Origin of the sequence: Hamadaea flava (genome assembly GCF_024172085.1) — a bacterium.
GTDB lineage: Bacteria > Actinomycetota > Actinomycetes > Mycobacteriales > Micromonosporaceae > Hamadaea > Hamadaea flava.
Map to the genome: position 1 here is coordinate 4,820,156 of NZ_JAMZDZ010000001.1, position 25,977 is coordinate 4,846,132.

General features: G+C 68.5%; 20 protein-coding genes. 9 read left to right on the forward strand and 11 right to left on the reverse strand.

Translation table 11 applies throughout. The features are described from left to right. Nucleotides 1–60 precede the first annotated feature (60 nt). Entirely contained in the window at nt 61–810 is a 750-nt protein-coding gene (locus HDA40_RS22810) for an SDR family oxidoreductase (protein WP_253759182.1), read from the forward strand. Between the two features lie 1,133 nt (nt 811–1,943). Here HDA40_RS22810 and HDA40_RS22815 read toward each other — a convergent pair. Beyond that, nucleotides 1,944–2,882, reverse strand: coding sequence for a hypothetical protein (locus HDA40_RS22815; RefSeq protein ID WP_253763741.1), 939 nt, complete (start codon nt 2,880–2,882; stop codon nt 1,944–1,946). Nucleotides 2,883–3,746: 864 nt separating this feature from the next. On the opposite strand from HDA40_RS22815, the gene HDA40_RS22820 reads away from it, so the two are divergent. After that, nucleotides 3,747–5,471: an HNH endonuclease signature motif containing protein gene (locus HDA40_RS22820; protein ID WP_253759191.1), complete on the forward strand. Its 1,725-nt coding sequence runs from the start codon at nt 3,747–3,749 to the stop codon at nt 5,469–5,471. A 615-nt stretch (nt 5,472–6,086) separates the two neighbouring features. Here the strand turns inward: HDA40_RS22820 and HDA40_RS41620 are convergent. The 9 genes from HDA40_RS41620 to rpmH all read right to left on the reverse strand — a co-directional run bounded on the left by HDA40_RS41620 (nt 6,087) and on the right by rpmH (nt 14,131). Beyond that, nucleotides 6,087–6,221, reverse strand: coding sequence for a hypothetical protein (locus HDA40_RS41620; protein ID WP_275978286.1), 135 nt, complete (start codon nt 6,219–6,221; stop codon nt 6,087–6,089). Nucleotides 6,222–8,490: 2,269 nt separating this feature from the next. After that, entirely contained in the window at nt 8,491–9,501 is a 1,011-nt protein-coding gene (locus HDA40_RS22825) for a ParB/RepB/Spo0J family partition protein (RefSeq protein WP_253759193.1), read from the reverse strand. Next, on the reverse strand, nt 9,498–10,574 hold the full coding sequence (locus tag HDA40_RS22830; protein ID WP_308197745.1) for a ParA family protein: 1,077 nt from the start codon (nt 10,572–10,574) through the stop codon (nt 9,498–9,500). Before HDA40_RS22830 ends, HDA40_RS22825 begins: the two co-directional genes overlap by 4 nt. 484 nt (nt 10,575–11,058) lie before the next feature. Next, on the reverse strand, nt 11,059–11,778 hold the full coding sequence (rsmG, locus tag HDA40_RS22835) for a 16S rRNA (guanine(527)-N(7))-methyltransferase RsmG (protein ID WP_253759195.1): 720 nt from the start codon (nt 11,776–11,778) through the stop codon (nt 11,059–11,061). A gap of 20 nt (nt 11,779–11,798) precedes the next feature. Continuing rightward, the gene (locus HDA40_RS22840; RefSeq protein ID WP_372503176.1) at nt 11,799–12,377 is read right to left on the reverse strand and encodes a Jag family protein; all 579 of its coding nucleotides are present in this window, start codon (nt 12,375–12,377) and stop codon (nt 11,799–11,801) included. A 17-nt stretch (nt 12,378–12,394) separates the two neighbouring features. Beyond that, nucleotides 12,395–13,291 (reverse strand): membrane protein insertase YidC, encoded by an 897-nt coding sequence (yidC, locus tag HDA40_RS22845; RefSeq protein WP_253759197.1) that lies wholly within the window; start codon nt 13,289–13,291, stop codon nt 12,395–12,397. Further along, nucleotides 13,291–13,536: a membrane protein insertion efficiency factor YidD gene (gene yidD / locus HDA40_RS22850; RefSeq protein WP_253763744.1), complete on the reverse strand. Its 246-nt coding sequence runs from the start codon at nt 13,534–13,536 to the stop codon at nt 13,291–13,293. Before yidD ends, yidC begins: the two co-directional genes overlap by 1 nt. A 44-nt stretch (nt 13,537–13,580) precedes the next feature. Continuing rightward, nucleotides 13,581–13,973: a ribonuclease P protein component gene (gene rnpA, locus HDA40_RS22855; protein ID WP_253759199.1), complete on the reverse strand. Its 393-nt coding sequence runs from the start codon at nt 13,971–13,973 to the stop codon at nt 13,581–13,583. Between the two features lie 20 nt (nt 13,974–13,993). Continuing rightward, the gene (gene rpmH, locus HDA40_RS22860) at nt 13,994–14,131 is read right to left on the reverse strand and encodes a 50S ribosomal protein L34 (RefSeq protein ID WP_253759201.1); all 138 of its coding nucleotides are present in this window, start codon (nt 14,129–14,131) and stop codon (nt 13,994–13,996) included. A 377-nt stretch (nt 14,132–14,508) separates the two neighbouring features. Here rpmH and dnaA point away from each other — a divergent pair, with 377 nt between their 5' ends. The 5 genes from dnaA (at nt 14,509) to HDA40_RS22885 (ending at nt 20,497) form a co-directional block, all read left to right on the forward strand. After that, on the forward strand, nt 14,509–16,140 hold the full coding sequence (dnaA, locus tag HDA40_RS22865) for a chromosomal replication initiator protein DnaA (protein ID WP_253759203.1): 1,632 nt from the start codon (nt 14,509–14,511) through the stop codon (nt 16,138–16,140). Between the two features lie 648 nt (nt 16,141–16,788). Next, nucleotides 16,789–17,922, forward strand: coding sequence for a DNA polymerase III subunit beta (gene dnaN / locus HDA40_RS22870; protein ID WP_253759205.1), 1,134 nt, complete (start codon nt 16,789–16,791; stop codon nt 17,920–17,922). Between the two features lie 91 nt (nt 17,923–18,013). Next, nucleotides 18,014–18,886: a phosphogluconate dehydrogenase (NAD(+)-dependent, decarboxylating) gene (gene gnd, locus HDA40_RS22875; RefSeq protein ID WP_253759208.1), complete on the forward strand. Its 873-nt coding sequence runs from the start codon at nt 18,014–18,016 to the stop codon at nt 18,884–18,886. A 5-nt stretch (nt 18,887–18,891) separates the two neighbouring features. Then, nucleotides 18,892–20,004, forward strand: coding sequence for a DNA replication/repair protein RecF (gene recF / locus HDA40_RS22880; RefSeq protein ID WP_253759210.1), 1,113 nt, complete (start codon nt 18,892–18,894; stop codon nt 20,002–20,004). Next, entirely contained in the window at nt 19,997–20,497 is a 501-nt protein-coding gene (locus tag HDA40_RS22885; protein ID WP_253759212.1) for a DciA family protein, read from the forward strand. The genes recF and HDA40_RS22885 overlap by 8 nt, the downstream gene beginning before the upstream one ends. Nucleotides 20,498–20,510: 13 nt before the next feature. On the opposite strand, the gene HDA40_RS22890 is transcribed toward HDA40_RS22885, so the two are convergent. Further along, nucleotides 20,511–21,065 carry a hypothetical protein gene (locus HDA40_RS22890; RefSeq protein WP_253759213.1) on the reverse strand — a complete coding sequence of 185 codons (555 nt, stop codon included), beginning with the start codon at nt 21,063–21,065 and terminating at the stop codon, nt 20,511–20,513. A gap of 412 nt (nt 21,066–21,477) precedes the next feature. On the opposite strand from HDA40_RS22890, the gene gyrB reads away from it, so the two are divergent. Then, nucleotides 21,478–23,415 carry a DNA topoisomerase (ATP-hydrolyzing) subunit B gene (gene gyrB, locus HDA40_RS22895; protein ID WP_253759215.1) on the forward strand — a complete coding sequence of 646 codons (1,938 nt, stop codon included), beginning with the start codon at nt 21,478–21,480 and terminating at the stop codon, nt 23,413–23,415. A 47-nt stretch (nt 23,416–23,462) separates the two neighbouring features. Further along, nucleotides 23,463–25,976: a DNA gyrase subunit A gene (gyrA, locus tag HDA40_RS22900; protein WP_308197746.1), complete on the forward strand. Its 2,514-nt coding sequence runs from the start codon at nt 23,463–23,465 to the stop codon at nt 25,974–25,976. Nucleotide 25,977: the final 1 nt, after the last annotated feature.

The following is a 25,977-nucleotide window of genomic DNA, read 5'->3' on the forward strand; positions in this document are numbered from 1 at the left end:
CGGCGATACCACCCTCAGCCGGGCCTGTTTGTTCACCGGCAGGCTCGGCACCGTGGATACATGACTTCGATCGCACTCATCACCGGCGCCAACAAGGGAATCGGCTACGAGATCGCCCGCGGCCTCGGCACGGCGGGCTACACCGTCCTGCTCGGAGCGCGAGACACCGAGCGGGGAACCGCAGCCGCCGCAGCGTTGGCCGCCGACGGACTCGACGTCCGGTACGTCCAGCTCGACGTGACCGACCCGGCTACGGTGGCCGCCGCCGCCAAGCACATCGACAACGAGTACGCCCACCTCGACGTACTCGTGAACAACGCCGGCATCGCCCGCGCCGACGGCGACGAGCGGGCCATGGACCCGGCCGCCTGGGCGCCGAGCGGCCAGTCCGTCGACTCGATCCGAGCCGTCTTCGAAGTGAACGTCTTCGGCCTCGTCACCGTCACCAACGCGATGCTGCCACTGATCCGCAAGGCGGAAACCGGCCGGATCGTCAACGTCGCCAGCGAAGTCGGCTCGTTCGGCCTGAGCCTCGACCAGTCGAGCCCCTATTGGTCGCTGGTGAGCATCGGATACCCCGTCTCCAAGACGGCGGTCAACATGATCACCGTCCAGTACGCCAAAGAACTCTGGGACACGCCCATCAAGGTGAACTCGGTATGCCCCGGATACACCGCGACCGACCTCAACGGAAAAGCCGGGTTCAAGACGCCGGAAGACGGGGCACGGGTGGCCGTACGCCTCGCCCAGATCGGGGCGGACGGGCCGACTGCGCAATTCTTCAACGAAGATGGCCCGTTGCCCTGGTAAGCGGCTTCTTCCTGGATTGGCTCGGGTTCTCGGCGTGCTCGGCTCGCATGTCTCGCGCGCTTCGCTTGCTCGGCTGTTCGGCAGTTGGACGGGTTGATTCGGTGGCCCGGTTGATTCGGTGGCCCGGTTGATTCGGTGGCCCGGTTGATTCGGTGGCCCGGTTGATTCGGTGGCCCGGTTGATTCGGTGGCCCGGTTGATTCGGTGGCCCGGTTGATTCGGTGGCTCGGCTGATTCGGTGGCTCGGCTGATTCGGTGGCTCGGCTGATTCGGTGGCTCGGCTGATTCGGTGGCTCGGCTGATTCGGTGGCCCAGCCGACTCGGTCGCGGGCTGATTCGGTGGCTCGGCTGATTCGCTGGACCAGCGGTGGGTGCGGCCTCGGTCCCCCGTCCCGGACAACGGACAGGTCCCGCTGGACAGGCTGGAACGGCGGCACCGACAGCTTCGGCTGGTTCGACGCTCCGCCCGCTCGCCGGCTTCCGCGTTTCACGTTCTCGTTTTACGTGAAACGGCTCTACGAACGGCGGCTGGTTTCACGTGAAACCAGCCGCCGTTTCTGTCGCGCTATTTGAGTTCTGTTGGCTGTGCTCAATCGGGTTGTGCTCAATCGGGCTGGGCGCTACCCGGCTTGGCCGTTGCGGCTGCGCGTGGCTCTGTCTTCGCGGCCGGTTCGGTTGCCGCGCCTGGCGCCACGCTACGTGCGCCCTCCATGTCGTCCTCTACTCCGGCCGTGGGACACGGCTCTGGCGTCCCACGGCGACCCGCTCGGAGGCGCGGTTCGGGTATCCCGCTTGGCTTCGCTCCGAGGTTCTGTTTGGCTCCGCTTGGCTTCGCTCCGGGGTTCGGCTCAGGTCCCGTTTGGCTCCGCTCCGGGGTTCGGCTCAGGTCCCGTTTGGCTCCGCTCCGGGGTTCGGCTCAGGTCCCGTTTGGCTTCGCTCCGGGGTTCGGCTCAGGTCCCGTTTGGCTTCGCTCCGAGGTTCTGTTTGGCTCCGCTTGGCGGGTTCCATTTGGCTCCGCCCCTGAGGGCACAGCTCGGGTGTCTCGTTTGGCTCCGTTCTGGGGCTCGGCTCGGCATCCTGCTTGGGTCCGCCGCCCACGCGTGGCCTTCGCTATTGGGCTTGGCCCGGCATCGGCTACCCCGTGGGCTGACCGCTCGTCGGCGTCGAATGTCCCGGCCCTGCCGGCTGTCCTGGCTCCGTGGGTTGGCCCGTCGGCGCCGCCGGTCCAGCCTGTCCAGCCTGTCCTGTCGGTTGTCCGGGACGGGGCACCGAGGCCACGCCCACCGCCAGGCCACTCGACTTGCCCGGCTCAGGAGTCTGCGGCTGCGTCGCTTGGCTGTACGCCTGCGCTTCTGGCGCTGACACCCGAGCCGCTTCGCCCTGCGACTGAGTCCCAGGGCTTGACGTTTGGACCGCAGCCGTCTCCACACCGCGGTCCGTGATCTGCACGATCCCGTTCTGGTCAGCCGCGTCCTGGTTGGCCCCGTCCTGTTCGGCCATGTTCTGGTTGGCCGGGTTCTGGTTGGCCGGGTTCTGGGCGCTTGCTTCAGGCCGGTCGTTGACTCCGCCGGGCGCCAGTCCTCCGCTGATCGGTGATGCGCTCTCGACGGTAGGTGGCTGCGCCGTCCCCACTCCCGCCGGACCCGCTGTTGCCTCCGGCTCAACCGGGTCTACGTCGATCGGCAGCACTCCGAGCCCGTCGACGAAGCTCGACGGTGCCTGCCATTCGATCCGCGGCGGCTGCGCCCATGCGGTACCGCCGAACTCGGCGAGCCATGCGGCGACGAGCGCGAGGTCCTCCCGCCACTTACGCTCCTCAGCCGGCGGCAGGATGTCGTCCCACATCGGCAGGAACGAGCCGCGTAGTTGCAGCTGCCCCTTCGGCCGCGCCATGAACCAGAGATGCAGGTGCGCGGCGCCGTCTCCCCAACGGTTCACGTGCACTCTCGCGACATCGTCTAGCGACCGGATCGCGCGCTCGACGCGTACCGTCATGACGCCCAGCTCGGCGGCGAGCAGGTTGGGCAGGTCGCCCAGATCCAGATGCGAGCGCGGCTCGAGGATCAGGATCATCGGCAGCCCGGTGGGGCGGTCCATCGAGCGCACCCGCCAGCGCTCATTGACCCAGATGTACGAGTCGTCGCCGGACTGGCAAGCCTTGCAGTCGGCGATCTCCTCACCCTTGCGGGCAGGCTCTACGTCGACCGGCGCGTCCAGCGCCTTGACCTTCAGATCGCCCTCGAACGGGAACGTGTCCCACGAGGTGAAGGCAGGGAGGGGGAGGGGTGTTTCAGCCACGAGGGAACCCTATCGGAGCGGGTCATCGGCTGTCTCCCCTCCGGGCATGCCCTCACCCTCCCGGCAGCCCCCGTTTCACGTGAAACCGACTGCGGTCGTCCACAATCCACAGAGTTATCCACCGGTACGCACACCACCCTGTGGATAACTCTGTGGAGAATGGCTTCCGCCCGACGTCGCGCGAACGGTGGCCGGCTGCGGGCGTACCGCAGGGTGCGTCGAGAAATGGCCCGTCAACGTGGGTTTTCCGCGCTCACGATCGGCTCCGGAGGGTAACCATGTACCAGATTCCCCGGCCGTTTCACGTGAAACGGAGCCTGAGGATAACTCCATCAATCTTGTGGATAACTTCGCTCGGCCCTGGGGATTTCGCAGGTCCCGGGCATCTCTGGATGCCGTTCATCCACAGGTCCAGCTGGTTTGTTCCACAGGGCTGGTGTTGGCCATTCTTGATCGCCTAGGATCAAACATGTGTTCGATGCTCGCCGCATCTCCATGGTCTCTCGGCTGGCTGCACTGCCAGCCGGGCCTGAGCTGGCGGCGGCTCTTGAGGCACTGACTTCTCGGGCATCGACCCCCGAGGCACCGAAGCCGGGTTCGCCGGACTGCGCGGTGCTGGACTCAGGGGTACCGGACCCGATGGCGTCAGGCTCCGCCGCACCGGCTCCCGCAGTGCCGAACTCCGACGTGCCCGACCCGATGGCGTCCGATCCTGGCAGGCCGGCTCCTTCAGCGCCGCCCTCCGGCACGCCTGGCTTCCTGGTGCGGGGCTTCGTCGAGCCGAACTCCACAGCGCCGGACTCCGACGTGGCGGACTCAACGGTGCTGGACCCCGACGTGCCGGACTCAACGGTGCTGGACCCCGACGTGTCGAACTCCAGGGTGCGGTACTCCGTCGAGCCGAGCCCCACGGTGCCGGGCTGCGACGTGCTGGATCCCGGTGGGCTGGCCCCCTTGGCAATGGGCTCCGGCTCGCTCGCACCGGGGGAGCAGGTGGATGTGCTCGTCGCGCTCGCGAGGCAAGCGGCCCACGCCCAAGCTCGTCTGCTCCAGGGGATGACGATCGTCGCCGCTCAGTCGACCGGCGTCGGGTTCGACTCCGATGAGGTGGCCTTCGCCTTGCATCTCACCCGGCGCGGCGCGCAGAACCAGGTCGCCTTGGCGCAGGATCTTCTGGCTCGACTGCCGATGGCGTGGTCGGCGCTGGATCGCGGCGACATCTGCCTGGCTCGAGCGAAGGTCTTCTCCGACGTTCTCATCGCTGCACCGGATGAGGTCGCCCGCGATGTGGCTACCCGGTTGCTGCCCATCGCGGTCGACTTGACAGCCGGGCAACTCCGAGCCCGACTCCATAAGGAGTTGCTCACCGCCGACCCCGACGCCGCCCGGGCTCGCTACGACCGATCTGTCGCGGAGCGTCGAGTGTGCCTCTCGCCGAACGATGACACCACGGCGTGCCTCTCCGGAATCTTCCTACCACCGGCCAAAGCCGCGGCCGCCTTCGAGCGCGTCGACGCACTCGCCCGCGGGCGGAAGCGCGACGGCGACACGCGTACGCTCGACCAGCTGCGCGCCGACATCTTCTGTGACCTCCTCGCCGGAGTTGACTGTGGCGCAAGCCCCGTCGCCCGCCCCGGCGTCGTCGAGCTTCTTGTTCCACTGGAAACGCTGACGGGGCAATCCGAGGCCCCCGCACACCTCGCGGGCTACGGACCGGTCATCGCCGACATCGCCCGGCAGGTGGCGGCGCAGCAGGCGAGGCAGGAAGCAGCACGACGCCACGGCGAAGCCGCCGCGGCCGAACGGGGCGACAAGTTGGGCGCGAAGTTGGGGGAGTGGCTCGCCACTCATTGGCGCTACCGGGTTTACGACGGCGACGGCCAACTCCTGTACGCCGGGACTACGCGGGCTCGCCCCGGCTCGCCGCACACCGGCTCCTCACACGTCGCCGCACCGCGCACCAAATCGCCGCGTACTCCGTTGGCGCGCGTTGCGGGTTGCCAAAGCGAGCCGGTGGCGCCCGGCGTACTGCGCCTGCAACCACTCCAGCCGTGCCCGCCGACGGCGAGCGATCCAACCGCCCGTTTCCCCGATGCCGCCACGCGGCGGTGGGTCGCCGCTCGCGACAACACCTGCCGCGCGCCTGGATGCACCAATCCCGCTCGCACCTGCGATACGGACCACACGGTCGACCACGCTTTCGGCGGCCCGACGACCGACGAGAATCTCGGCCTGCTGTGCCGACATCACCACCGACTGAAACACGAAGGCGGGCACCGGTTACGTCAGATCCGGCCGGGCCATTTCGCATGGGAGAGCCCCAGCGGCCGGACCTACCGAACGGATCCCGATCCGCCGTCGTGACAGGGCGCGGCTGCGCGATGTTTCACGTGAAACAGGAAGATCCATTTGAGATTCAGCTGGCAAGTGGGCGGTTCTCATGGCGGGCGTGCTCGGTGCTGACGCCCATGCCGAGACTTCGGTATGGGCGTCTGGATCCGAAGCGCGTCGCCAGGTGGCACGCTTCGGATCGGCAGCGCCGCCACAAGGACCGTCGTCGTCACAGGCGCCATCGTCGCAGACCGCCGTCGCGGTGAATCCCCGTCGCGGTGGGCCCGCCATCGGGCGGAGGTCGGCTGCGGATTAGCGGAGTGCAATGCGCGGCGCCTGAAGTTCGGCGTTGGAATTCTGGCGTTGGAATTTGGCGTTGAAGGTTCGGCGGTTCCTCGCGGCGCGATGCGCGTAGGCCGGGGTACCGGAGGACACACACCACCCACGGGCGCCATCGGTGCGCCGTATCAGCCGGGCCGGCCCCACGCCCGATACAGGCCGGGGTTCACGTCAGCAGTAGGAAACGCACGAAGCGGCGGTCCAACGCAGCCCATGCCAGAACCAGCCTCGCCACCAGGATTCCCTCGCAGCCGAATGCTGTCGGAACTCCGGCGGCGAACCCACCGGACTCCGGCCGCCGTCTGATGCTCACCTCAACTGGTCGAGAACCGCCCAGCCCTCGGTGGAGCCGAACAGGCACCCGTGCAGGGCCACACAGATCCGGCGGTCGACGGCGAGAGCCTTCCACCACAACGCCGCGCCACGTGAAGACGCAGACGTCACTAACTGGATCCTGGCTCCTGGTGCCGGGTGACGAAGCGCTATGCACTCCGTCGGCGGTTTGACGGGAACGACGACGAGCGGTTCGCTCTTGAGCTTGCCGGACCAGAAGCCCTGACCGACGCCACGAAGTCGTGGTCCCGGCGAGCTCCAGTTGTCGCGAGGTCCCAAGGGCTGCCTTGAACACCCACATCCGAGCCTCGTACGCGATGCCAATGTCGAGCCCGATCCGGCCGGCAGCAAACCGCCAAGCGCCGGCTCGCGGTACGCCAGGGGAGCGATGTTCGGCGCTGCAGAGCTCAACGCATAGTGCGGTGTGGAGAGGAACTTCGAACCCAACGCCGACAGGAGAGCGGGCAACGGCTGCGCGCAGAGCCGTTTTGGTCGCTCGGCCGCCTCGCTGAGGGTGGGTCGTTCTGGCCCCGGCGCGGCCCAGTTCCGTTCGCCCACGCTGCGCCACGCGCCTCCGTTGGTGTGAGGTCGACAACGCGATCGAACGCCTAAACGCCGCGGCACTTCGCTTGCGCCAGGCCCAAGCACGCTGGCTCGAGCCAACCGCGAGGCGTGCGGACCCATGCACGCCGGACGCACGCACGCCGGGTCCAACGCACTCGGAACCAACGCACCCGGAACCGACGCACTACGAGCCCACGTTGGGTCCGACGTACGCCGGGCGCGAAAGCCTGGCCCATGCACACAGGTCGCGCACACACGCCGAACCCGTAAACACCGGGCCGGCCCCAAACTGGGCCAGCTCGCACTGGGCCGGCTCGCACGGGGCCCGCTCGCACGGGGCCCGCTCGCACGGGGCCCGCTCGCACGGGGCCCGCTCGCACGGGGCCCGCTCGCACGGGGCCCGCTCGCACGGGGCCCGCTCGCACGGGGCCCGCTCGCACGGGGCCCGCTCGCACGGGGCCCGCAGCCTTGGGCACGCCGACCCATGCCCAGGATGGCGACCGCCAATCGCGCCGAGGATCGGGGCGCGTACTAGCTCAGTGGAATCGGGTCAGCGAATCGGCTCGGTGAACGTGCCTCCGATCTCAGCTCCCACCCCGGGAGTTGTCGCCGCAACCCGGCACCATCCGCGGCAACCCTCGCTATACCGATCGGGTGGCGGTCCGCATCTCCACAGGACCCCCACGATCCAGCAGCTGCTTAGCCGACGAACCGCGCTCGCGCTTGGGATCCGGGCAGGGGACCTGCAGCGTTGCGAGTCGGACCGTGGTGGCTAGCCAGGCCCACCGAGCAGGCCCAGCCGCGAATCGAGCCAGCCCCACCGAGCCAGCCCCACCGCGTTGGGCCCCACCGAGCCAGCCCCACCGCGTTGGGCCCCACCGAGCCAGCCCCACCGCGTTGGACTCCACCGCGCTGGGGCCCGACGTGCTGAGCCAATGGCGCTAGGCCCACCGAGTCGGCCTACGGACCACCTTTGGCCGAACCGGCCAGGCTGGCCAGCCTGGTCCGAACCAGTAGCGCCGAACCAGCCCAGTTCGTGCCACCGCCACGGACGGCCGCTGAACCGACTGGGAATGCCGCTCCTTCGCCGCCCGAGCCAGGTCTGGGTGCCGAGCCTCGCCGACCGCGATCGGCAACCCGATCGGACCCACGACCGGGAGCCAGAAGACCAGAGGACCGGGGAGCGCCGGGCACCGAGGCGAACGGGGGAACCGACTGGCTGAGGGTGGGGAGACCGAGGGACCGGGCTCGCCGGGATTGGGAGCCGCCGGGATTGGGGGCCGGGATTGGGGATCGGCGGATCACGTCACCCCACCCGGCGCAGCCGCAGCGCCGACCGCCGCGTGACACGGCGACCTCACGGCTGCACCGCCACGGCACGGCTGCACCGGCACACCGGCACCGCCGATCCCGCCCTAACCGGAGTCGACCAGATCCCCCGACACCGATCGGATCTGACCGAGCGAGCGCCGCCGAGCGACCGCACCGACCGATCTGCCCGAGCGAGCGCACCGACCGAGCGAACGTCCCGACCGCGACTCGAGAATCCGCTCCAGAAGCCCAGGCACCGTCCTCACCTCAACCCGTGAGCCCTGACGCCCGCCACCGGAATCCAACCCGGCCGAGGCACCCGGCACGACCGACCCTCGCCAGCCAAGAGCGACACCACCCCTGGGGGAGGGGAGTGACCCACCGATGTTTCACGTGAAACACGGAGATCCACAACGAGAACGGCCCGGCCGCTCCAAGCGACCGGGCCGTACGAGATGGTGCGAGACGGAGCGAGACGGCACAAGGCCGTGCAAGATATTCCGGATTACTCCTGGCGGTCCACGCCGATGATGCCGACGATGCGCTCCAGGTCGTCCACCGTCGCGAACTCGATCGTGATCTTCCCCTTGGAGCGGCCGATGTCGACCTTCACCCGGGTGTCGAACCGGTTGGAGAGGCGGTCGGCCAGATCCGTCAGGGCCGGCGCGTGCGGCTTGGTCCGGCGGGCGGCGGGGGACTTCTCGGCTGGCGTACCGTCGGACAGCGCGAGCGTGACGAGTTCTTCGACCGCCCGGACAGAAAGACCTTCGGCGACGATGCGGGTCGCCAGCTCCTCCTGCCTCCCCGAGTCGTCCAGCCCCAGGAGCGCCCGGGCGTGGCCCGCGCTTAGTACGCCCGCCGCCACCCGACGCTGCACCGGCGCCGGCAGGTTCAGTAGCCGGATGGTGTTCGAGATCTGCGGCCGGCTGCGGCCGATCCGGCGCGCGAGTTCTTCATGTGTCGCCCCGAACTCCTCCAGCAGCTGCTGGTACGCGGCTGCCTCTTCGAGCGGGTTCAGCTGCGCCCGGTGGATGTTCTCCAGGAGGGCGTCCCGGAGCATGTCGTCGTCCCGGGTGTCCCGGATGATCGCCGGGATGAGATCCTTGCCGACCGCCTGGGCGGCGCGCCAACGGCGCTCACCCATGACGAGTTCGTACTTGTCCGCACCGAGGTCGCGGACCACGATCGGCTGAAGGAAGCCGACCTCCTGGATGGAGATCTTCAGCTCCTCCAGCGCTTCCTCGTCGAAGACGGTTCGGGGCTGCTTCGGGTTGGGGACGATCGAGTCGACCGAGATCTCGGCGAACCGTGCGCCCGGAACGGGAGCCAGCTCACGCGAATCGGGTGCGGTGGGGGCCGGGGGAGCGGTGGGCGGCACGACTTCGGCCGCCGGCGTACTCTGCCGGGGCGCGGCGGGCGCCGGCTCCTCAGGTGCGGCGGCGGGCGCCGGTCCGGTCGGGATCAGCGCGCCGAGGCCACGCCCCAGCCCGCCCTTCGGCCGTGCAGCGGCACTCATGCGGTGACTCCGATCTTCGCGCCGCGCTCGGCGATCTCCTGGGCTGCCTCGAAGTAGCTCGTCGCCCCACGGGAGCCCGGGTCGTACGTCATGACCGACTGGCCGTAGCTGGGCGCCTCGGACACCCGCACGTTGCGGGGGATCACCGAGGTGAGCACCTTGTCCCCGAAGTGGTTGCGGACGTCCTGCTCGACCGCATCCGCTAGGCGCGTACGCCGGTCGTACATGGTCAGCAGGATCGTCGACACGTCCAGCGTCGGGTTCAGGTGGGCCTTCACGAGGTTGATGTTGTTGAGGAGCTGGTTCAGACCCTCCAGCGCGTAGTACTCGCACTGGATCGGGATCAGCACCTCCTGCGCCGCGACGAGAGCGTTGACCGTCAGCAGGCCGAGCGACGGCGGGCAGTCGATGAAGACGTAGTCGAACTCGGTCGGGTACGCCTGGATGGCCCGCCCGAGGCGGGACTCCCGCGCGACGACCGAGACGAGCTCGATCTCGGCACCGGCCAGGTCGATCGTCGCCGGTACGCAGTGCAGGTTCGGAATGCCCTCGACCGGCTGGGCGACGTCGGCCAGCGGCACGTTCTCAATCAGGCAGTCGTAGACGTCCGGGATGCCGGCGTGGTGGGGGACGTTCAGCCCGGTTGAGGCGTTGCCCTGAGGGTCGAGGTCGACCACCAGTACGCGGTTGCCGTGCAGCGCGAGGGCGACCGCCAGGTTCACGGTCGTCGTGGTCTTGCCGACGCCGCCCTTCTGGTTCGCCACACACATGACACGGGGCCGGGCCGGGCGAGGCATGGTGATCTCGCCGCTCGGGTTCAGAATCTGCACGGCTCGCATAGCCTCCATCGCCAGCGGCGGGTCGTCCTCGCGCGGCTCGGCCGCCGTTTCCTCTGCACCGTACGTGTTCGCCACGGGGACCTCGGTTTCGACATGCGCAGCGTTGGTGGCGGTCGCGCCGGGGACCGCGCTGACTGGACGGGGAGACGGGCTCGGACGGGTGCCGGGCGGGTTCGGGGGAGCGGGGGCGTACCCCGTCACGGTTCGCGGTGGCTCCGCCTCGCGCTGGCCCACCGGCTCAGCCTCACGTTGGGCACCCGATTCGGCGTACTCGGGTGCCAGAAAGGTCGGTGTCCGCGGCTGCGGCACCGATGTTTCACGTGAAACATCGTTCTGCACGGTCACATCCCTGCCCCTGATGGATGACGGCTCGACCGCGTCGTTGACCCGCACCAGAAGGGGGTCCACACAAACGACGCGCGGCCAGCCTACGGCGCTGGCGCTCGTGATTCCAGTTGAGTCCACCGGTCGGGCATCGTCAACGGCACGAACCGGCGGGGTGAACACCGCTAGTCCGTTCACCAGCAGGAGGCGACCCGCTACGCGCGGCACAGCTCCAGTGGGCCATCCCACACCCTGAGACCCCGCGCCCGAAGATGGTGGCAGGGGCGCTGCGGCCGGACGTGAAAGACGTTCGACGTCGGCCAAGCTTCTCGGGCGCCGACCCCTGCGTACCCCCACCTTCGACCCCCATGCGCGCCTCGCGCCCGAGGCCGGATCACCGCCGCGACCGCGCCCCTGAGCGTGCCGCCTTAGACGGCTTCGACTTCGTCCGCGCGATGCACGCCACCTCGACCACGGTGGTCGGCGGCTCGATCAGGCCTTCACCGCAGCGCACGACCACGGCGGGACCGCCGCCGAGACGAGTGACCGCCGCCTGGTGCTCGGCGATCTCCTCCGCGGCGGAGGAGCCCTTGAGTGCCAACATCCGACCGCCGATTCGGGCCAGCGGAAGGCACCATGCGGCCAGACGATCCAGCGGTGCGACCGCTCGGGCCGTCACCACATCCGCCTCCGCGCCGGCCGCTTCCTCAGCCCGTCCTCGATGGACGGTCACGTTGCCGAGTTCGAGAGCCTCCACCACCTCGGTGAGGAAAGCGGTGCGTCGCGCCAGCGGCTCGATGAGGGTGACCGAAATGTCGGACCGAGCCACTGCGAGCACGATACCCGGCAGACCGGCCCCGGAGCCGACATCAACCACCGTTTCCCCGGAGGAAATCAACTCGGCCACCACCGCACAGTTGAGGAGGTGGCGATCCCAGATCCGGGGCGCCTCCCGCGGGCCGATCAGTCCGCGTACAACTCCTTCGGTGGCAAGGAGTTGCGCGTAGCGAGACGCGAGGTCGAGGCGAGACCCGAACAGCCGAATGGCCGCAGGTTCCAGAGAAGCAGGAACCCCGCCGGCCGAGAAGTCCGGCGCGGCGGGGTCATGGGTCATGTGATCCATTATCGCGGTCGTCACACCGGGTGGACGACGATCCGGCGGTTCGGCTCGACGCCTTCCGACTCGCTCTCGACGCCCTCGGCCGCGTTGACCACGTCGTGGACGCACTTGCGCTCGAACGCCGACATGGGCTCCAACTGCACCGGCTCGCCGTGCTCGCGCACCTTCTCGATCGCGTTCTTGGCGACCGCGACGAGTTCCTTCTTGCGGTTGGCCCGGTAGCCGCCGACGTCGAGCAGCAGCCGGCTCGGCGCCCCGGTCTCGCGGTAGACCGCGAGCCGGGTCAGTTCCTGCAGGGCCTCCAGGGTCGCGCCGCGCGGTCCGACGAGCGCGCCCAGGCGCTCGCCGACCACCTCGACCATCGGGCGTCCCCCCGAGACCATCTCGTCGATGTCGCCGTCGAAGTCGAGGATGTCCAGCAGACCCTCGACATAGTCGGCCGCGATCTCGCTCTGGTGGAAGAGCTCCTCGTCGCCGGCCGGTTCCGAACTCTGCTCCGCCTCAGCGGTCGCCGCCACGTCCGCCGGCTCTTCGGCGGCCAACGCCTCGGTCTTCGTCTCGGTCACGCTGCTGTCTCCGTTGGTTGTTGCGATGGCTTAGGGGGCGAGGCTCAGCCGACCTTCGGCTTCGAGCCGCCCTTCTTCGGGTTCGTCGGCTTCGCGCCGACCTTGGGCGCCAGCGCCTTGCGCTGGGCCTCGATCAGCTCGACGTCCTCGCCCTTCTTCGCCTTGGGCTTGGGCTCGACCGGCTTCCCGTTCACCAGCGGCGGGTACTTCTTCAGCACCCAGAACTGCTGGCCCAGCGAGAAGATGTTGGTCGTCGTCCAGTACAGGATCAAACCGAGGGGGAAGGCCGACACCGAAATGATCATCGTCAGCGGGATGCCGTAGAGCATCAGCCGCTGGACCATGCGCTGCTGGGGGTCCTCGCTCCAGCCGGTCTTCAGGATCATCTGGCGGCTGGTGAGGTAGGTGGTCGCGATCATGATGACGCCGAAGATCACACAGAGAACCGTGGCCAGGCCGCCGTTGCGCAGCGTCGCGCCGATCGAGACGCCGAAGAGCTCGGCGTCGCTCGCGCTGTGGAAGAGCGTCTCGCTCCACCCGTAGAGCGTGGGGTTGTGCTGGCCGCTGTCGAGTCGCCGGATGACGTGGAAGACGCCGAGGAAGATGGGCATCTGAATCAGCAGCGGGAGGCAACCCATCAGCGGGTTGGCCTTCTCGGTGCGGTAGAGCTCCATCATCTCTTTCTGGAGCGTCTCCCGGTCACCCTTGTGCTTCTCCTGCAGCGCCTTCATCTTCGGCTGGATCGCCTGCATGGCGCGCTGAGAACGGATCTGCTTGACGAAGAGCGGGAAGAGGATGCCTCGGACGGTGAGCACCAGGAAGACGATCGAGAGGACCCAGTCCCAGTTGGTCGACAGCCACTCGCCGACGCCGATCTCGTCGAAGACCCAGTGCCAGGCGAGCATGACCCACGACACCGCGTAGTAGATCGGATCAAGCATTAGGGTTGCGCTCCAGTCGCCTCGTTACGGCGGTGGGCGGCGGCCGGCGGAACCGGATCGAACCCACCAGGGTGGAAGGGGTGACACCGTCCGATCCGCCGGATCGCCAGCCAGCTACCCCGTAACGCGCCGTGGACGGCGAGCGCCTCCAGCGCGTAGGCGCTGCAAGACGGGTAGAACCGGCAGCGGGCCGGCAGGCCCGGACTTATCCAACGACGGTACGCGATAACTCCCAGCGCCAGCACGCGACCGGGGAGTGTCGCAGGTCGCGCTACACCAGGCAGGGTCTTCACGAGCCCTCCCTCTTGCGGCGCGGGCGAGCCGCGGCTACAAGCGCGGCGTCCAGATCCGCGCTCAGCTGATCGAACGGCGCGTGGGCCGCCGCGGGCAACGCGCGCACCACCAGAGTGGTTCCCAACGGGTACGCCGAGAGCCGTGCCGCGACAAGGTGACGTAGTCGACGCTTGACCTTGTTCCGGACAACCGCACCGCCGACGGCCTTCGATACGACAAAACCGGCACGGGGTGCGGACATGACACAGCCCGGGGCCTCTACGGTCCCGGGCTGGTCGATGCTGGTCTTCAAGTGGACGACCACGGTGCCCCGGCCGACACGTCGACCGGCGCGGACGGCGTCAGCGAACTCGCGGCTGCTCCGCAGACGATTCGCGGCCGGCAGCATGCGGCACCGCTCCGCTCGGCTCAGACGGCCAGGCGGGCGCGACCCTTTTCCCGGCGGGCGGACAGGACGGCGCGGCCGGCACGGGTGCGCATGCGCAGCCGGAAGCCGTGGGTCTTGGCGCGCCGACGGTTGTTCGGCTGGTACGTGCGCTTGCTCACGTCAGGCTCTCCTGCGGTCATCCCCGCTCCTGGACGGTGGCGGGGGGAGGTCTTCGCGACAGTCGTCTCGACTGTCTTTTCGGCCGCCACCCTAGCATCCTTCTCAGGAGCGCTGGGCAGCGGAGCAACCTGTCCAGGGTACACGCTGCGTCGATCTGCGACCAAAGCGCGGTGGTCTTGTGGTCGCTGCCTCGTTATCCTGCTGGGACCCGGGTGGGGGCCGGGAAGCGCTCGCGCGAGCCGCCAGGTGTGCGGTCAATGCCACGTTGCCGCCCCGGGGCCACGCGGCGCGGGGGTTGTGGATAACTTAGCTCGATGCCGTTGTGCGCAGAGTCCGCGCCGCGGGCGTCCGGGGAGAAGGTTGGGGGGCGAGAAGAGTGGGAGACCTCGACGCGGTCTGGGTGAACGCCGTCAACGATCTCGCCGACCAGATCATCTCGCCGCAGCAGCGGGCGTACCTTCAGCTCACTCGGCTGCGCGCGATCGTCGAGGACACCGCGCTGCTGTCGGTGCCGGACCCGTACACCCGGGACTTCATCGAAAGCCGGATGCGCCCGCAGATCACCGACGCGCTGTCGCGGAACCTCGGCCGGCCGATACAGGTCGCCGTGACCGTCCGGCCGCCGGAGGACGACACTCAACGCGCACCGCTTTACATGGGTGGCGGCTACGGCACTCCCGCGCCCGCCGCCCCGCCGGCACCGCGCCCGACTCCGGTGGAGGAACCTCGCCCGGAGATTCAGCGGGCGCTGTCCTATCCGAGTGGGGCGTACCCGCCAGTGGCGATCACTCCGCCGCCGGACGGTGAGGACGCGTTGTTCGCCGTGCCGACTCAGCCGGTGCCGCGGGAGCCCGCCCACGACGGGGCCCCCGAGAGCGGGCCCGGTCGCGTCGGGTCACCGAGCGCGTCGGCCCCGTCCATCTCTCCGGCCGAAGGGCGCGGTCCGCTCGGCGGCCGCCCGCCCGCGCCCGAGACCGGTGGCAACAGGCTCAATCCGAAGTACATGTTCGAGACGTTCGTCATCGGCTCCTCGAACCGGTTCGCCCACGCCGCCGCGGTGGCGGTCGCCGAGTCGCCGGCGAAGGCGTACAACCCGTTGTTCATCTACGGCGGTTCCGGGCTGGGCAAGACGCACCTGTTGCACGCGATCGGCCACTACGCCCAGCAGCTGGGCAATGCCCGCGGCGTGCGCTACGTCTCGACCGAGGAGTTCACCAACGACTTCATCAACTCCCTGCGCGACGACAAGCAGAGCGCGTTCCAACGCCGCTATCGGGACGTCGACATCCTGCTGATCGACGACATCCAGTTCCTCGAGAACCGGGAGCGTACGCAGGAGGAGTTCTTCCACACCTTCAACACCCTCCACAACGCGAACAAGCAGATCGTGATCACCTCCGACCGGTCGCCGAAGCAGCTAGCCACTTTGGAGGATCGGCTGCGTACGCGGTTCGAGTGGGGCCTGCTCGCCGACATCCAGCCGCCCGACCTGGAGACGCGGATCGCGATCCTGCAGAAGAAGGCGGCCCAGGACCGGTTGTTCGCGCCGCCCGAGGTGCTGGAGTTCGTCGCGTCGCGGATCTCCAACTCGATCCGGGAACTCGAGGGCGCGCTGATCCGCGTGACGGCGTACGCCTCATTGTCCCGCTCGCCGGTGAGCCTGCAGATCGCTGAGGAGGTGCTCCGCGACTTCATCCCGGACGGCACCGCGCCGGAGATCACGGCCGACCAGATCATGGTGTCCACAGCGGACTACTTCGGGGTGAGCCTGGAGGACCTGCGCGGGCACTCCCGGTCGCGGGTGCTCGTCAACGCCCGCCAGGTCGCCATGTATCTGTGCCGGGAGCTGACGGCGATGTCGCTGCCCCGGATCGGATCGGCGTTCGGCGGGCGCGACCACACCACGGTGATGCACGCCGAGCGGAAGATCCGGCAGCAGATGGCGGAGCGGCGTTCGCTCTACAACCAGATCGCGGAGCTCACCAACCGCATCAAGCAAACGCCCTGACCTGCACGAAAGACACTTCGGCGGGCGGTGTGACCAGGCGGTCGCGCCGCCCGCCGCTCTATATCGACGCCTGTCGTCGAGTTATCCCCAACCGGTGGACGAAGGTTGTGGATTGGCTGTGGATATGTGTGGACAAAAAATTGTCCCTGTGGATTCAGTGTGGACAACCGACCAAGATCCGTGGACAGGTTTCCATGATCCGTGGATATCCCTGTGTACAAGGCCCTTCGGGCGGTCCGCCCGATCGGTGGATAACCCGGTGGATAACCTGTGGAAGTCTTGTGGGGAACGTGTGGGCAAGAGTGGACACTCTGTGTACACAGAATGTCCTGTGGATGGAGGGCTCGGTTTTCCACGGCTTCATCCACCGGTTATCCACCGGCCCTGAACCCGGATGAGCAGCGGAAACGGCAGTTATCCCCAGTTTCCACAGCCCCTACTATTACGACGGTAGAGATTTCTAAGAAGAAGAAAACCCAATCTTCGGGGTGTGGATGTTGGTGGGCTGCCGGCGGGCCGACCCCTCCGAGCACCCGCACCGAAGAAGCCCTAGGGTGGTTCACCGTCACACCTCGTCGTTAGGGTCGATAGTCCGTAAGAAGCTCTCGCCGACCCGACGCCCTGACAAGAGATCCCCGGAGGCCTCGCATGAAGTTCCGTGTTGAGCGCGACGCGCTTGCCGACGCCGTTGCGTGGACCGCAAAGAGCCTGCCCAGCCGGCCGTCGGTGCCGGTCCTCGCGGGTGTGATGCTGCGCGTAGCCGACGGCCGCCTGCACGTCTCCGGCTTCGACTACGAGGTGTCGAGCCAGGTCGACGTCGAGGTGCAGGCGGACGCCGACGGCGCGGCGCTGGTCTCCGGCCGGCTGCTCGCCGAGATCACCAAGGCGCTCCCGGCCAAGCCGGTGGAGATCGCCGCCGTCGGCTCGCACCTCGAACTCGTCTGCGGCAGCGCGCGGTTCACGCTGCCGACGATGCCGGTCGAGGACTACCCGACGCTGCCCGAGCTGCCGCAGAGCGCCGGCACCGTCGACGCCGCCACGTTCGCCGCCGCCGTCGCCCAGGTCGCCATCGCGGCCGGCCGGGACGAGACGCTGCCCATGATGACCGGCGTACGCCTGGAGCTGTCCGGCTCGACGATCGCGCTGCTCGCCACCGACCGGTACCGGCTCGCCGTCCGCGAGATCAGCTGGGAGCCGGCCGCCGACGACGTTGAGACCACCGCTCTCGTGCCGGCCCGGACGCTGGCCGACACCGCCAAGACGCTCGGCCCGCTGGGCGGCAGCGTGACGGTGGCACTCGCGACCGCCGGTGCGGGCGAGGGCATGATCGGTTTCGCCGGGGGCACCCGCAAGACCACGAGCCGCCTGCTCGACGGTCAGTCCTACCCGCCGGTGCGGTCGCTGTTCCCGGCGTCGTTCAACGCCGAGGCGCGGGTGCCGGTGAGCGCCCTCGTCGAGGTCGTCAAGCGGGTGTCGCTGGTCGCCGAGAAGGCCACCCCGATCCGGCTGTCGTTCACCGAGGAGGGGCTCGTCGTCGAGGCGGGCGGTACCGAGGAGGCGCGGGCGAGCGAGGCGATGGAGGCCACCTTCACCGGTGAGCCGTTCACGATCGCGTTCAACCCGCAGTACCTCATCGACGGGCTGGGCGCGCTCGGCGCGGCGACCGCCGTCTTCGGGTTCACCGACGCGTTCAAGCCCGCGGTGCTCATGCCGGCTGGCGACGACGGTGAGGTTGTGCCGGGTTACCGCTATCTGATCATGCCGATTCGGGTCGGGCGCTAGCCTGAACCTTCAGGGGGGCGGGCCGCGCGCCGAAGATCGCCGCGTCCGGCGCCCGTCTCGAACTAGGCAAGCACACCTGAGTGGAGTGACCATGCAACTCGGACTCATCGGCCTCGGCAAGATGGGCGGCAACATGCGGGACCGCCTGCGCGAGGCCGGCCATGAGGTCGTCGGCTTCGACCGCAACCCCGACCTGTCGGACGCGGCGAGCCTGGAAGAGCTGGTCGGCAAGTTGCAGGCGCCGCGCGCGATCTGGGTGATGGTGCCCGCCGGTGTCACCGAGGCCACCATCGACGCCCTGGGCGCGCTGTTGGGCGAGGGCGACATCGTCATCGACGGTGGGAACTCCCGGTTCTCCGACGACGGTCCCCGGGCCGAGAAGCTCGCCGAGTCCGGCATCGGCTACATCGACGCCGGGGTCTCCGGCGGCGTCTGGGGCAAGCAGAACGGCTACGCACTCATGGTCGGCGGTTCCGACGCCGACGTCGCCCGGCTCATGCCGATCTTCGAGTCGCTGAAGCCGGCCGGCGAGTTCGGCTTCGTGCACGCCGGCCCGGTCGGCGCCGGTCACTACGCCAAGATGGTGCACAACGGCATCGAATACGGCCTCATGCACGCGTACGCCGAGGGCTTCGAGCTGCTGGAGAAGTCGGAGCTGGTGCAGAACGTGCCCGGCGTGTTCCGGTCGTGGCGGGAAGGCACCGTCGTCCGCTCCTGGCTGCTGGACCTGATGGACAACGCGCTGACCGCCGATCCGCACCTGGACGAGCTGAAGGGCTACGCCGAGGACACCGGCGAAGGTCGCTGGACGGTCGAGGAGGCCATCCGTCTCGCGGTGCCGATGCACGTCATCGCCGCTTCGCTGTTCGCCCGGTTCGCCTCGCGGCAGGACGACTCGCCGGCGATGAAGGCGATCGCGGCGCTGCGCAACCAGTTCGGCGGGCACGCCGTCACCAAGAGCTAGCCAGCATGTACGTTCGCCGGCTGGAGCTCGTCGACATCCGCTCGTACGCGCGGGTGGCGGTCGACCTCCAGCCGGGGCCGAACGTGCTCGTCGGCCCGAACGGTGTCGGCAAGACCAACCTCGTCGAGGCGATGGGTTACGTTGCCACGCTCTCCAGCCACCGAGTCGCGAACGACGCACCGATGGTTCGGGCAGGTGCGGGCACCGGCGTGATCCGCTGCGCGATCGTGCACGAGGGCCGCGAGCTGCTCGTCGAACTGGAGATCGTGCCGGGCAAGGCCAATCGGGCGCGGCTAGGCCGGTCTCCCGTACGCCGGGCGCGGGACGTCCTCGGCGCGCTGCGCCTCGTCCTGTTCGCCCCCGAGGATCTCTCGCTGGTCCGGGGCGACCCGGCTGAGCGGCGCAAGTATCTGGACGAGCTGCTGGTGCTCCGGCAGCCTCGGATGGCGGCGGTCCGCTCCGACTACGAGCGGGTGCTCAAGCAGCGCAACGCGCTGCTGCGTACCTCCTATCTGACGCGCCGGGTGAATCGGACAGCCGGCGACCTGTCCACCCTCGACGTCTGGAACCAGCATCTCGCTCAGCACGGCGCCACGCTGCTCGGCGCCCGGCTGGCGCTGGTCGACGCGCTGGCGCCGCATCTGGCGAAGGCGTACGACGCGGTGTCGGGCGGCGGTGCGATGCCGGGGGCCGCCACCGCGGTGTATCAGAGCACGGTCGCCGAGCCGACTCCGGAAGCAGTGCTCTCGGCGCTTCAGGCGGCTCGTCAGTCCGAGGTCGACCGGGGGATGACGCTGGTCGGCCCGCATCGGGACGAACTCGCCCTGTCCCTGGGTCAGCTTCCCGTGAAGGGTTATGCGAGTCACGGTGAATCGTGGTCCTTCGCCTTGGCGTTGCGGCTGGCGGCGTACGAGTTGTTGAGAGCGGACGGTCTGGAGCCGGTCCTGGCGCTGGACGACGTCTTCGCGGAACTGGACAGTGGGCGGCGCCAGCGGCTGGCCGCGCTGGTCGGCGACGCGGCCCAGGTGATCGTGACGTGCGCCGTCGCGGCCGACGTGCCAGACGAACTGGCGGGTGTCCGTTTCACCGTCACACCGGGAGAGGTGCACCGTGAGTGACGAAGAACTCAAGGGTCCGGAGTTGGCGCGGGCCGTGCTGGACGCGGCGAAGGTCAAGCGCGCCGCGCGCGCGACCCAGCCGCGCAAGTCGCCGGAGGAGTACCGGCCGCGCGGCTACAGCGGACCCGGGCCCGATCCGCGCGACCCGGCGAAGTTCGGCGACGTGCTGGCCCGGCTGATCAAGGCCCGCGGCTGGCAGAAGCCCGCCGCCGAGGCGACGGTCTTCGGCGCGTGGGAGAAGGTGGTCGGCCCGGAGATCGCGGCCCGCTGCCGCCCGGTCAAGCTCGAGGAGAAGGAGCTGACCGTCGAGGCGGAGTCCACCGCCTGGGCCACCCAGCTCCGCGCGGTCGCCCCGACGATCATCAAGCGGATCGCGGCCGAGGTGGGCAACAACGTCGTGGTCCGGGTCCGCATCCACGGCCCGGCCGCGCCGTCCTGGTCCAAAGGCCCCCGACGGGTACGCGGACAGGGGCCGGGCGACACCTACGGCTGAGCCGCCGCGCCGGTCAGAACTCTGCGTAGACGGCGAAGCCGCGGTCGGCGCAGCGCCGGTAGAAGCTGGCCAGCACGGCCAGCTCGGAGAGCGGGAAGCTCCACTGCGGCGCTCCGCCGTCGTCGTCGCGCAGCGCGTCCAGCCGTCCTTCGAGCCATTTGAGCTGCTGTTCGGCCAGCCGCCCCTCAGCGAGCGCTGTTCTCAGCACGTCGGCGACGGTGTCGAAGGTGACGGTGACGCCCAGACTGGCGTGGCCGGTGACGAACTTCTCCAGGCCGCCCGCGATCCAGGCGCAGGTGTCCGGGTCGATCACCGGGTCTTCGTCCTCGGCCGCCGCGTCGGTGGCGTAGAGCACGCCTTCGAGCCCGAGGAGCAGGTCGAGCAGCTCCGTGTACGCCGTGGCCCGGACGGTGCCGGTGCGGGCGATGTGCCCGGCCAGGGCCGCGGTCGGGGCCTCGGTCGTAGGCTTTTCCGCGATGCCCGCGAAGTCGACGAACTCGGCCGGGGCGACCGGGTCGTAGAAGCGGCCGGTCGCCGGCCACTGCACGGCGACGTTGTCCAGCCCCATCGTCAGTCCCCTTCGGTGTGGTTGTCCGGCCAGAGGTACCTGCGTCGGACGTGATCGCCGACCGCTTGCCGTCGGCAAGGCATCACAGACACGCGGGCAACCTACGGCATCGCGCCGACACTCCGCTATCCCGCACGGGGTCTGTGATTCGGGCGGCTGTCCGGTGCCGGACAGGGCGACCGGACGCGGTCGGTTTGACGGCACCCGCGTGGGGGGAGTTGCGGACGGGCGTGTTCGGGCCGCTACGGGGCCGTCAGGTACCCCATCGGAGCCATTCAGATGCGACTCGGCGGGTGCCGCGTACGCAGGATGTCGGTGTCACCCAGTAGGATTGCGGTGGCAGTCGCTCGAGCTCGGCTGGGCACGCTTAGCCAGGCACGGCTGCCGACAAGGCATTAACGGAAGGACGAGCGTGGCCGCGTCTAACAAGCAGGATTACAACGCCGCATCACTCACTGTTCTCGAGGGTCTCGAAGCGGTGCGCAAACGCCCCGGCATGTACATCGGTTCCACCGGTGAGCGGGGCCTGCACCACCTGGTCTGGGAGATCGTCGACAACGCGGTCGACGAGGCGTTGGCGGGCTACGCCGACACCATTGACGTGGTGCTCCTCGCCGACGGGGGAGTGAAGGTCACCGACAACGGGCGTGGCCTCCCGGTCGACATCCACCCCAAGATGAAGATCCCCGGCACCGAGGTCGCCTTCACCCAGCTGCACGCGGGCGGCAAGTTCGACGGGAAGGCCTACGCGGTCTCCGGCGGTCTGCACGGTGTGGGTGCGGCCGTCGTGAACGCCCTGTCGACCCGGGTGATGCTGGAGATCCGCCAGCAGGGGTTCGTCTGGCGGCAGGAGTTCGTCCGCGCCAAGGCGGGTCCGCTGGAGAAGGGTGAGAAGGCCACCGACTCGGGTTCGGCTGTCACCTTCTGGCCGGACGGCGACATCTTCGAGACCACCGAGTTCTCGTTCGAGACGATCTACCGCCGGCTTCAGGAGCGCGCGTTCCTGAACCGCGGCCTGAAGATCAGCCTGCGCGACGAGCGCAAGGAGGACGCCGAGCCGACCGAGGTCACCTTCCTCTACAAGGGAGGCATCGCCGACTTCGTCCGGCACCTCAACGCGACCAAGACGCCGATCCACAAGTCGGTCGTCGAGTTCAACGCCGACGGTGACGGGCACGCCGTCGAGGTCGCGATGCAGTGGAACGAGTCCTATGGCGAGTCGGTCTACACCTTCGCCAACATGATCAACACCCATGAGGGCGGTACGCACGAGGAAGGCTTCCGGGCCGCGCTGACGACCGTCATCAACAAGTACGGCATCGACAAGAAACTGCTCAAGGGTGACGACAAGCTCTCCGGTGAGGACATCCGGGAAGGTCTGACCGCCATCGTGTCGGTGAAGGTCGCCAACCCGCAGTTCGAGGGTCAGACCAAGACCAAGCTGGGCAACACCGAGATCAAGAGCTTCGTGCAGAAGGTCTGCAACGACCGGCTGGCCGACTGGCTGGAGCGCAACCCCGCCGAGGCGAAGGTCGTCATCACGAAGGCCTCCCAGGCCGCCCGTGCCCGTGTCGCCGCCGCCCAGGCGCGCAAGCTGGCCCGGCGCAAGTCGCTGTTGGAGTCCGGCTCGATGCCGGGCAAGCTGGCCGACTGCCAGTCCACCGACCCCCGTGAGTGCGAGCTGTTCATCGTCGAGGGCGACTCGGCCGGCGGCTCGGCGAAGCAGGGCCGCGACCCGAAGATCCAGGCCATTCTGCCGATCCGCGGCAAGATCCTGAACGTCGAGAAGGCCCGCATCGACCGGGTGCTCAAGAACAACGAGGTCCAGGCGCTGATCACCGCGCTCGGCACGGGCATCCACGACGACTTCGACATCGAGAAGCTGCGCTACCACAAGATCGTGCTGATGGCCGACGCCGACGTCGACGGCCAGCACATCCAGACCCTGCTGCTGACCCTGTTGTTCCGGTTCATGCGGCCGCTGGTCGAGCTGGGCCACGTCTACCTGGCGTCCCCGCCGCTCTACAAGATCAAGTGGAACAAGAAGGGCGACGACGCGCAGTACGCGTACTCCGACCGTGAGCGCGACGGACTGATCGCGCTGCGCCAGGAGAAGCGGGCGAACGCCAAGCCCGACGACATCCAGCGGTTCAAGGGTCTGGGTGAGATGAACTACCCGGAGCTGTGGGAGACCACGATGAACCCCGCCACGCGTACGCTCCGCCACGTCACTCTCGACGACGCGGCAACAGCGGACGAGCTTTTCAGCGTCCTGATGGGCGAGGACGTGGAGGCGCGGCGCTCGTTCATTCAGCGCAACGCCAAGGACGTGCGGTTCCTGGACATCTGACCCCCACCCCCGACCTCGCAGGCTGACTACGCAAGGACACCACAGAAGTGACTGAGACTCCGTTCGACGAGAACGCCGAAGAGAACGCCGAAGAGGCGACGGAGCGGAACCGCATCGAGCCCGTCGGGCTCGAGGTGGAGATGCAGCGCTCCTTCCTCGATTACGCGATGAGCGTGATCATGAGCCGGGCGCTGCCGGACGTCCGGGACGGCCTCAAGCCGGTGCACCGCAAGATCCTGTACGCGATGTACGACTCGGGCTACCGCCCGGACCGGGGCTACGTGAAGTGCTCCCGGGTCGTCGGCGACGTGATGGGTCAGTTCCACCCGCATGGCGACAGCGCGATCTACGACACCCTGGTCCGGATGGGCCAGCCCTGGTCGCTGCGCTACCCGCTGATCGACGGCAACGGCAACTTCGGCTCCCCGGGCAACGACCCGGCGGCCGCCATGCGGTACACCGAGGCGCGCCTCTTCCCGCTGGCCATGGAGCTGCTCCGGGACATCGACGAGGACACCGTCGACATGGTCCCGAATTATGACAACCGCACCACCGAGCCCACGATCCTGCCGGCCCGGTTCCCGAACCTGCTGGTGAACGGCTCCGAGGGCATCGCGGTCGGTATGGCGACCAAGATCCCGCCGCACAACCTGCGGGAGATCGCCGCGGCCGTCCAGTGGTGCCTGGCGAACCCGGAGGTCGATGAGGCCACCACGCTCGACGAGCTGATCAAGATCGTCAAGGGCCCGGACTTCCCGACCCACGGACTCATCGTCGGCGTCTCCACCATCGAGGAGGCGTACCGGACCGGGCGCGGCTCGATCCGGATGCGCGCGGTGGTGGAGGTCGAGGAGGACAAGCGCGGGCGTACCTGCCTCGTCGTGACCGAGCTGCCCTACCAGGTCAACCCGGACAACCTCGCCGAGCGCATGGCCGATCTGATCAAGGAGGGCAAGCTCGCCGGCATCTCCGACATCCGCGACGAGTCCTCCGGGCGTACCGGTCTGCGGCTGATCGTCGTGCTCAAGCGGGACGCCGTCGCCAAGGTCGTCCTGAACAACCTCTACAAGCACACGCAGCTGCAGGAGACGTTCGGCGCCAACATGCTGGCGCTCGTCGACGGCGTGCCGCGGACGCTCAACCTGGCCCAGTTCGTGCGCTACTACGTGGCGCACCAGATCGAGGTCATCCAGCGGCGTACCGCCTTCCGCCTGCGCAAGGCGGAGGAGCGCGCGCACATCTTGCGCGGTCTGGTCAAGGCGCTGGACCAGCTCGACGAGGTCATCGCCCTGATCCGGCGGTCGCCCACGGTGGAGGAGGCCCGCACCGGCCTCATGGCGCTGCTGGACATCGACGAGATCCAGGCCACCGCGATCCTGGACATGCAGCTGCGTCGTCTGGCCGCTCTCGAGCGCCAGAAGATCATCGACGAGTTGGCCAAGATCGAGATCGAGATCGCCGACCTCAAGGACATCCTCGCCAAGCCCGAGCGGCAGCGGAAGATCGTCTCCGACGAGCTGACCGAGATCGTCAACAAGTGGGGCGACGAGCGCCGCACGAAGATCATCCCGTTCGACGGCGAGGTCTCCATGGAGGACCTCATCGCCCGCGAGGACGTCGTCGTCACCATCACCCGCACCGGGTACGCCAAGCGGACCAAGGTCGACCTCTATCGTTCGCAGAAGCGTGGCGGCAAGGGCGTGTCGGGGGCGACGCTGCGGCAGGACGACATCGTCAGCCACTTCTTCGTGTGCTCCACTCACGACTGGATCCTGTTCTTCACGAACAAGGGCCGGGTCTACCGGGCCAAGGCGTACGAGCTGCCGGAGGCGTCGCGGACCGCCAAGGGCCAGCACGTCGCCAACCTCCTGGCGTTCCAGCCCGAGGAGCAGATAGCCCAGGTCATCGAGATCCAGAACTACGGCGTGGCGCCGTACCTGGTGCTCGCGACGAAGAACGGTCTGGTCAAGAAGACGGCGCTGACCGAGTTCGACTCGAACCGGTCCGGCGGCATCATCGCGATCAACCTGAAGGACGACGACGAACTCGTCGGCGCGGCCCTGGGCGGCTCCGAGGACGACCTGCTGCTCGTCAGCAAGCAGGCCCAGGCGATCCGGTTCAAGGCGACCGACGAGACGCTGCGCCCGATGGGCCGGGCCACGTCCGGCGTGATCGGGATGCGCTTCGGCGACGGCGACGAGCTGCTGGCCATGGAGGTCGTTCGCGAGGGCATGGAATTCGACGTTCTGGTCGCCACGAATGGCGGTTACGCCAAACGGACCCCGATCGACGAATATCCTGTACAGGGTCGCGGCGGAAAGGGAGTTCTCACCGCTAAGATCACCGAGCGCCGTGGCGGACTGGTCGGCGCGGTCGTTATCAGCCCGGACGATGAACTCTTCGCCATCACAAGCAACGGCGGAGTTATACGAACTCCGGTGAAGCCTGTACGGCGGACGCGCGATCGGAACACAATGGGTGTGAAGCTCATGGACCTCCCAGAGGGCGTAACCATCGTCGCGATTGCACGCAATGCCGACGAACCGGACGAACAGGACTAAT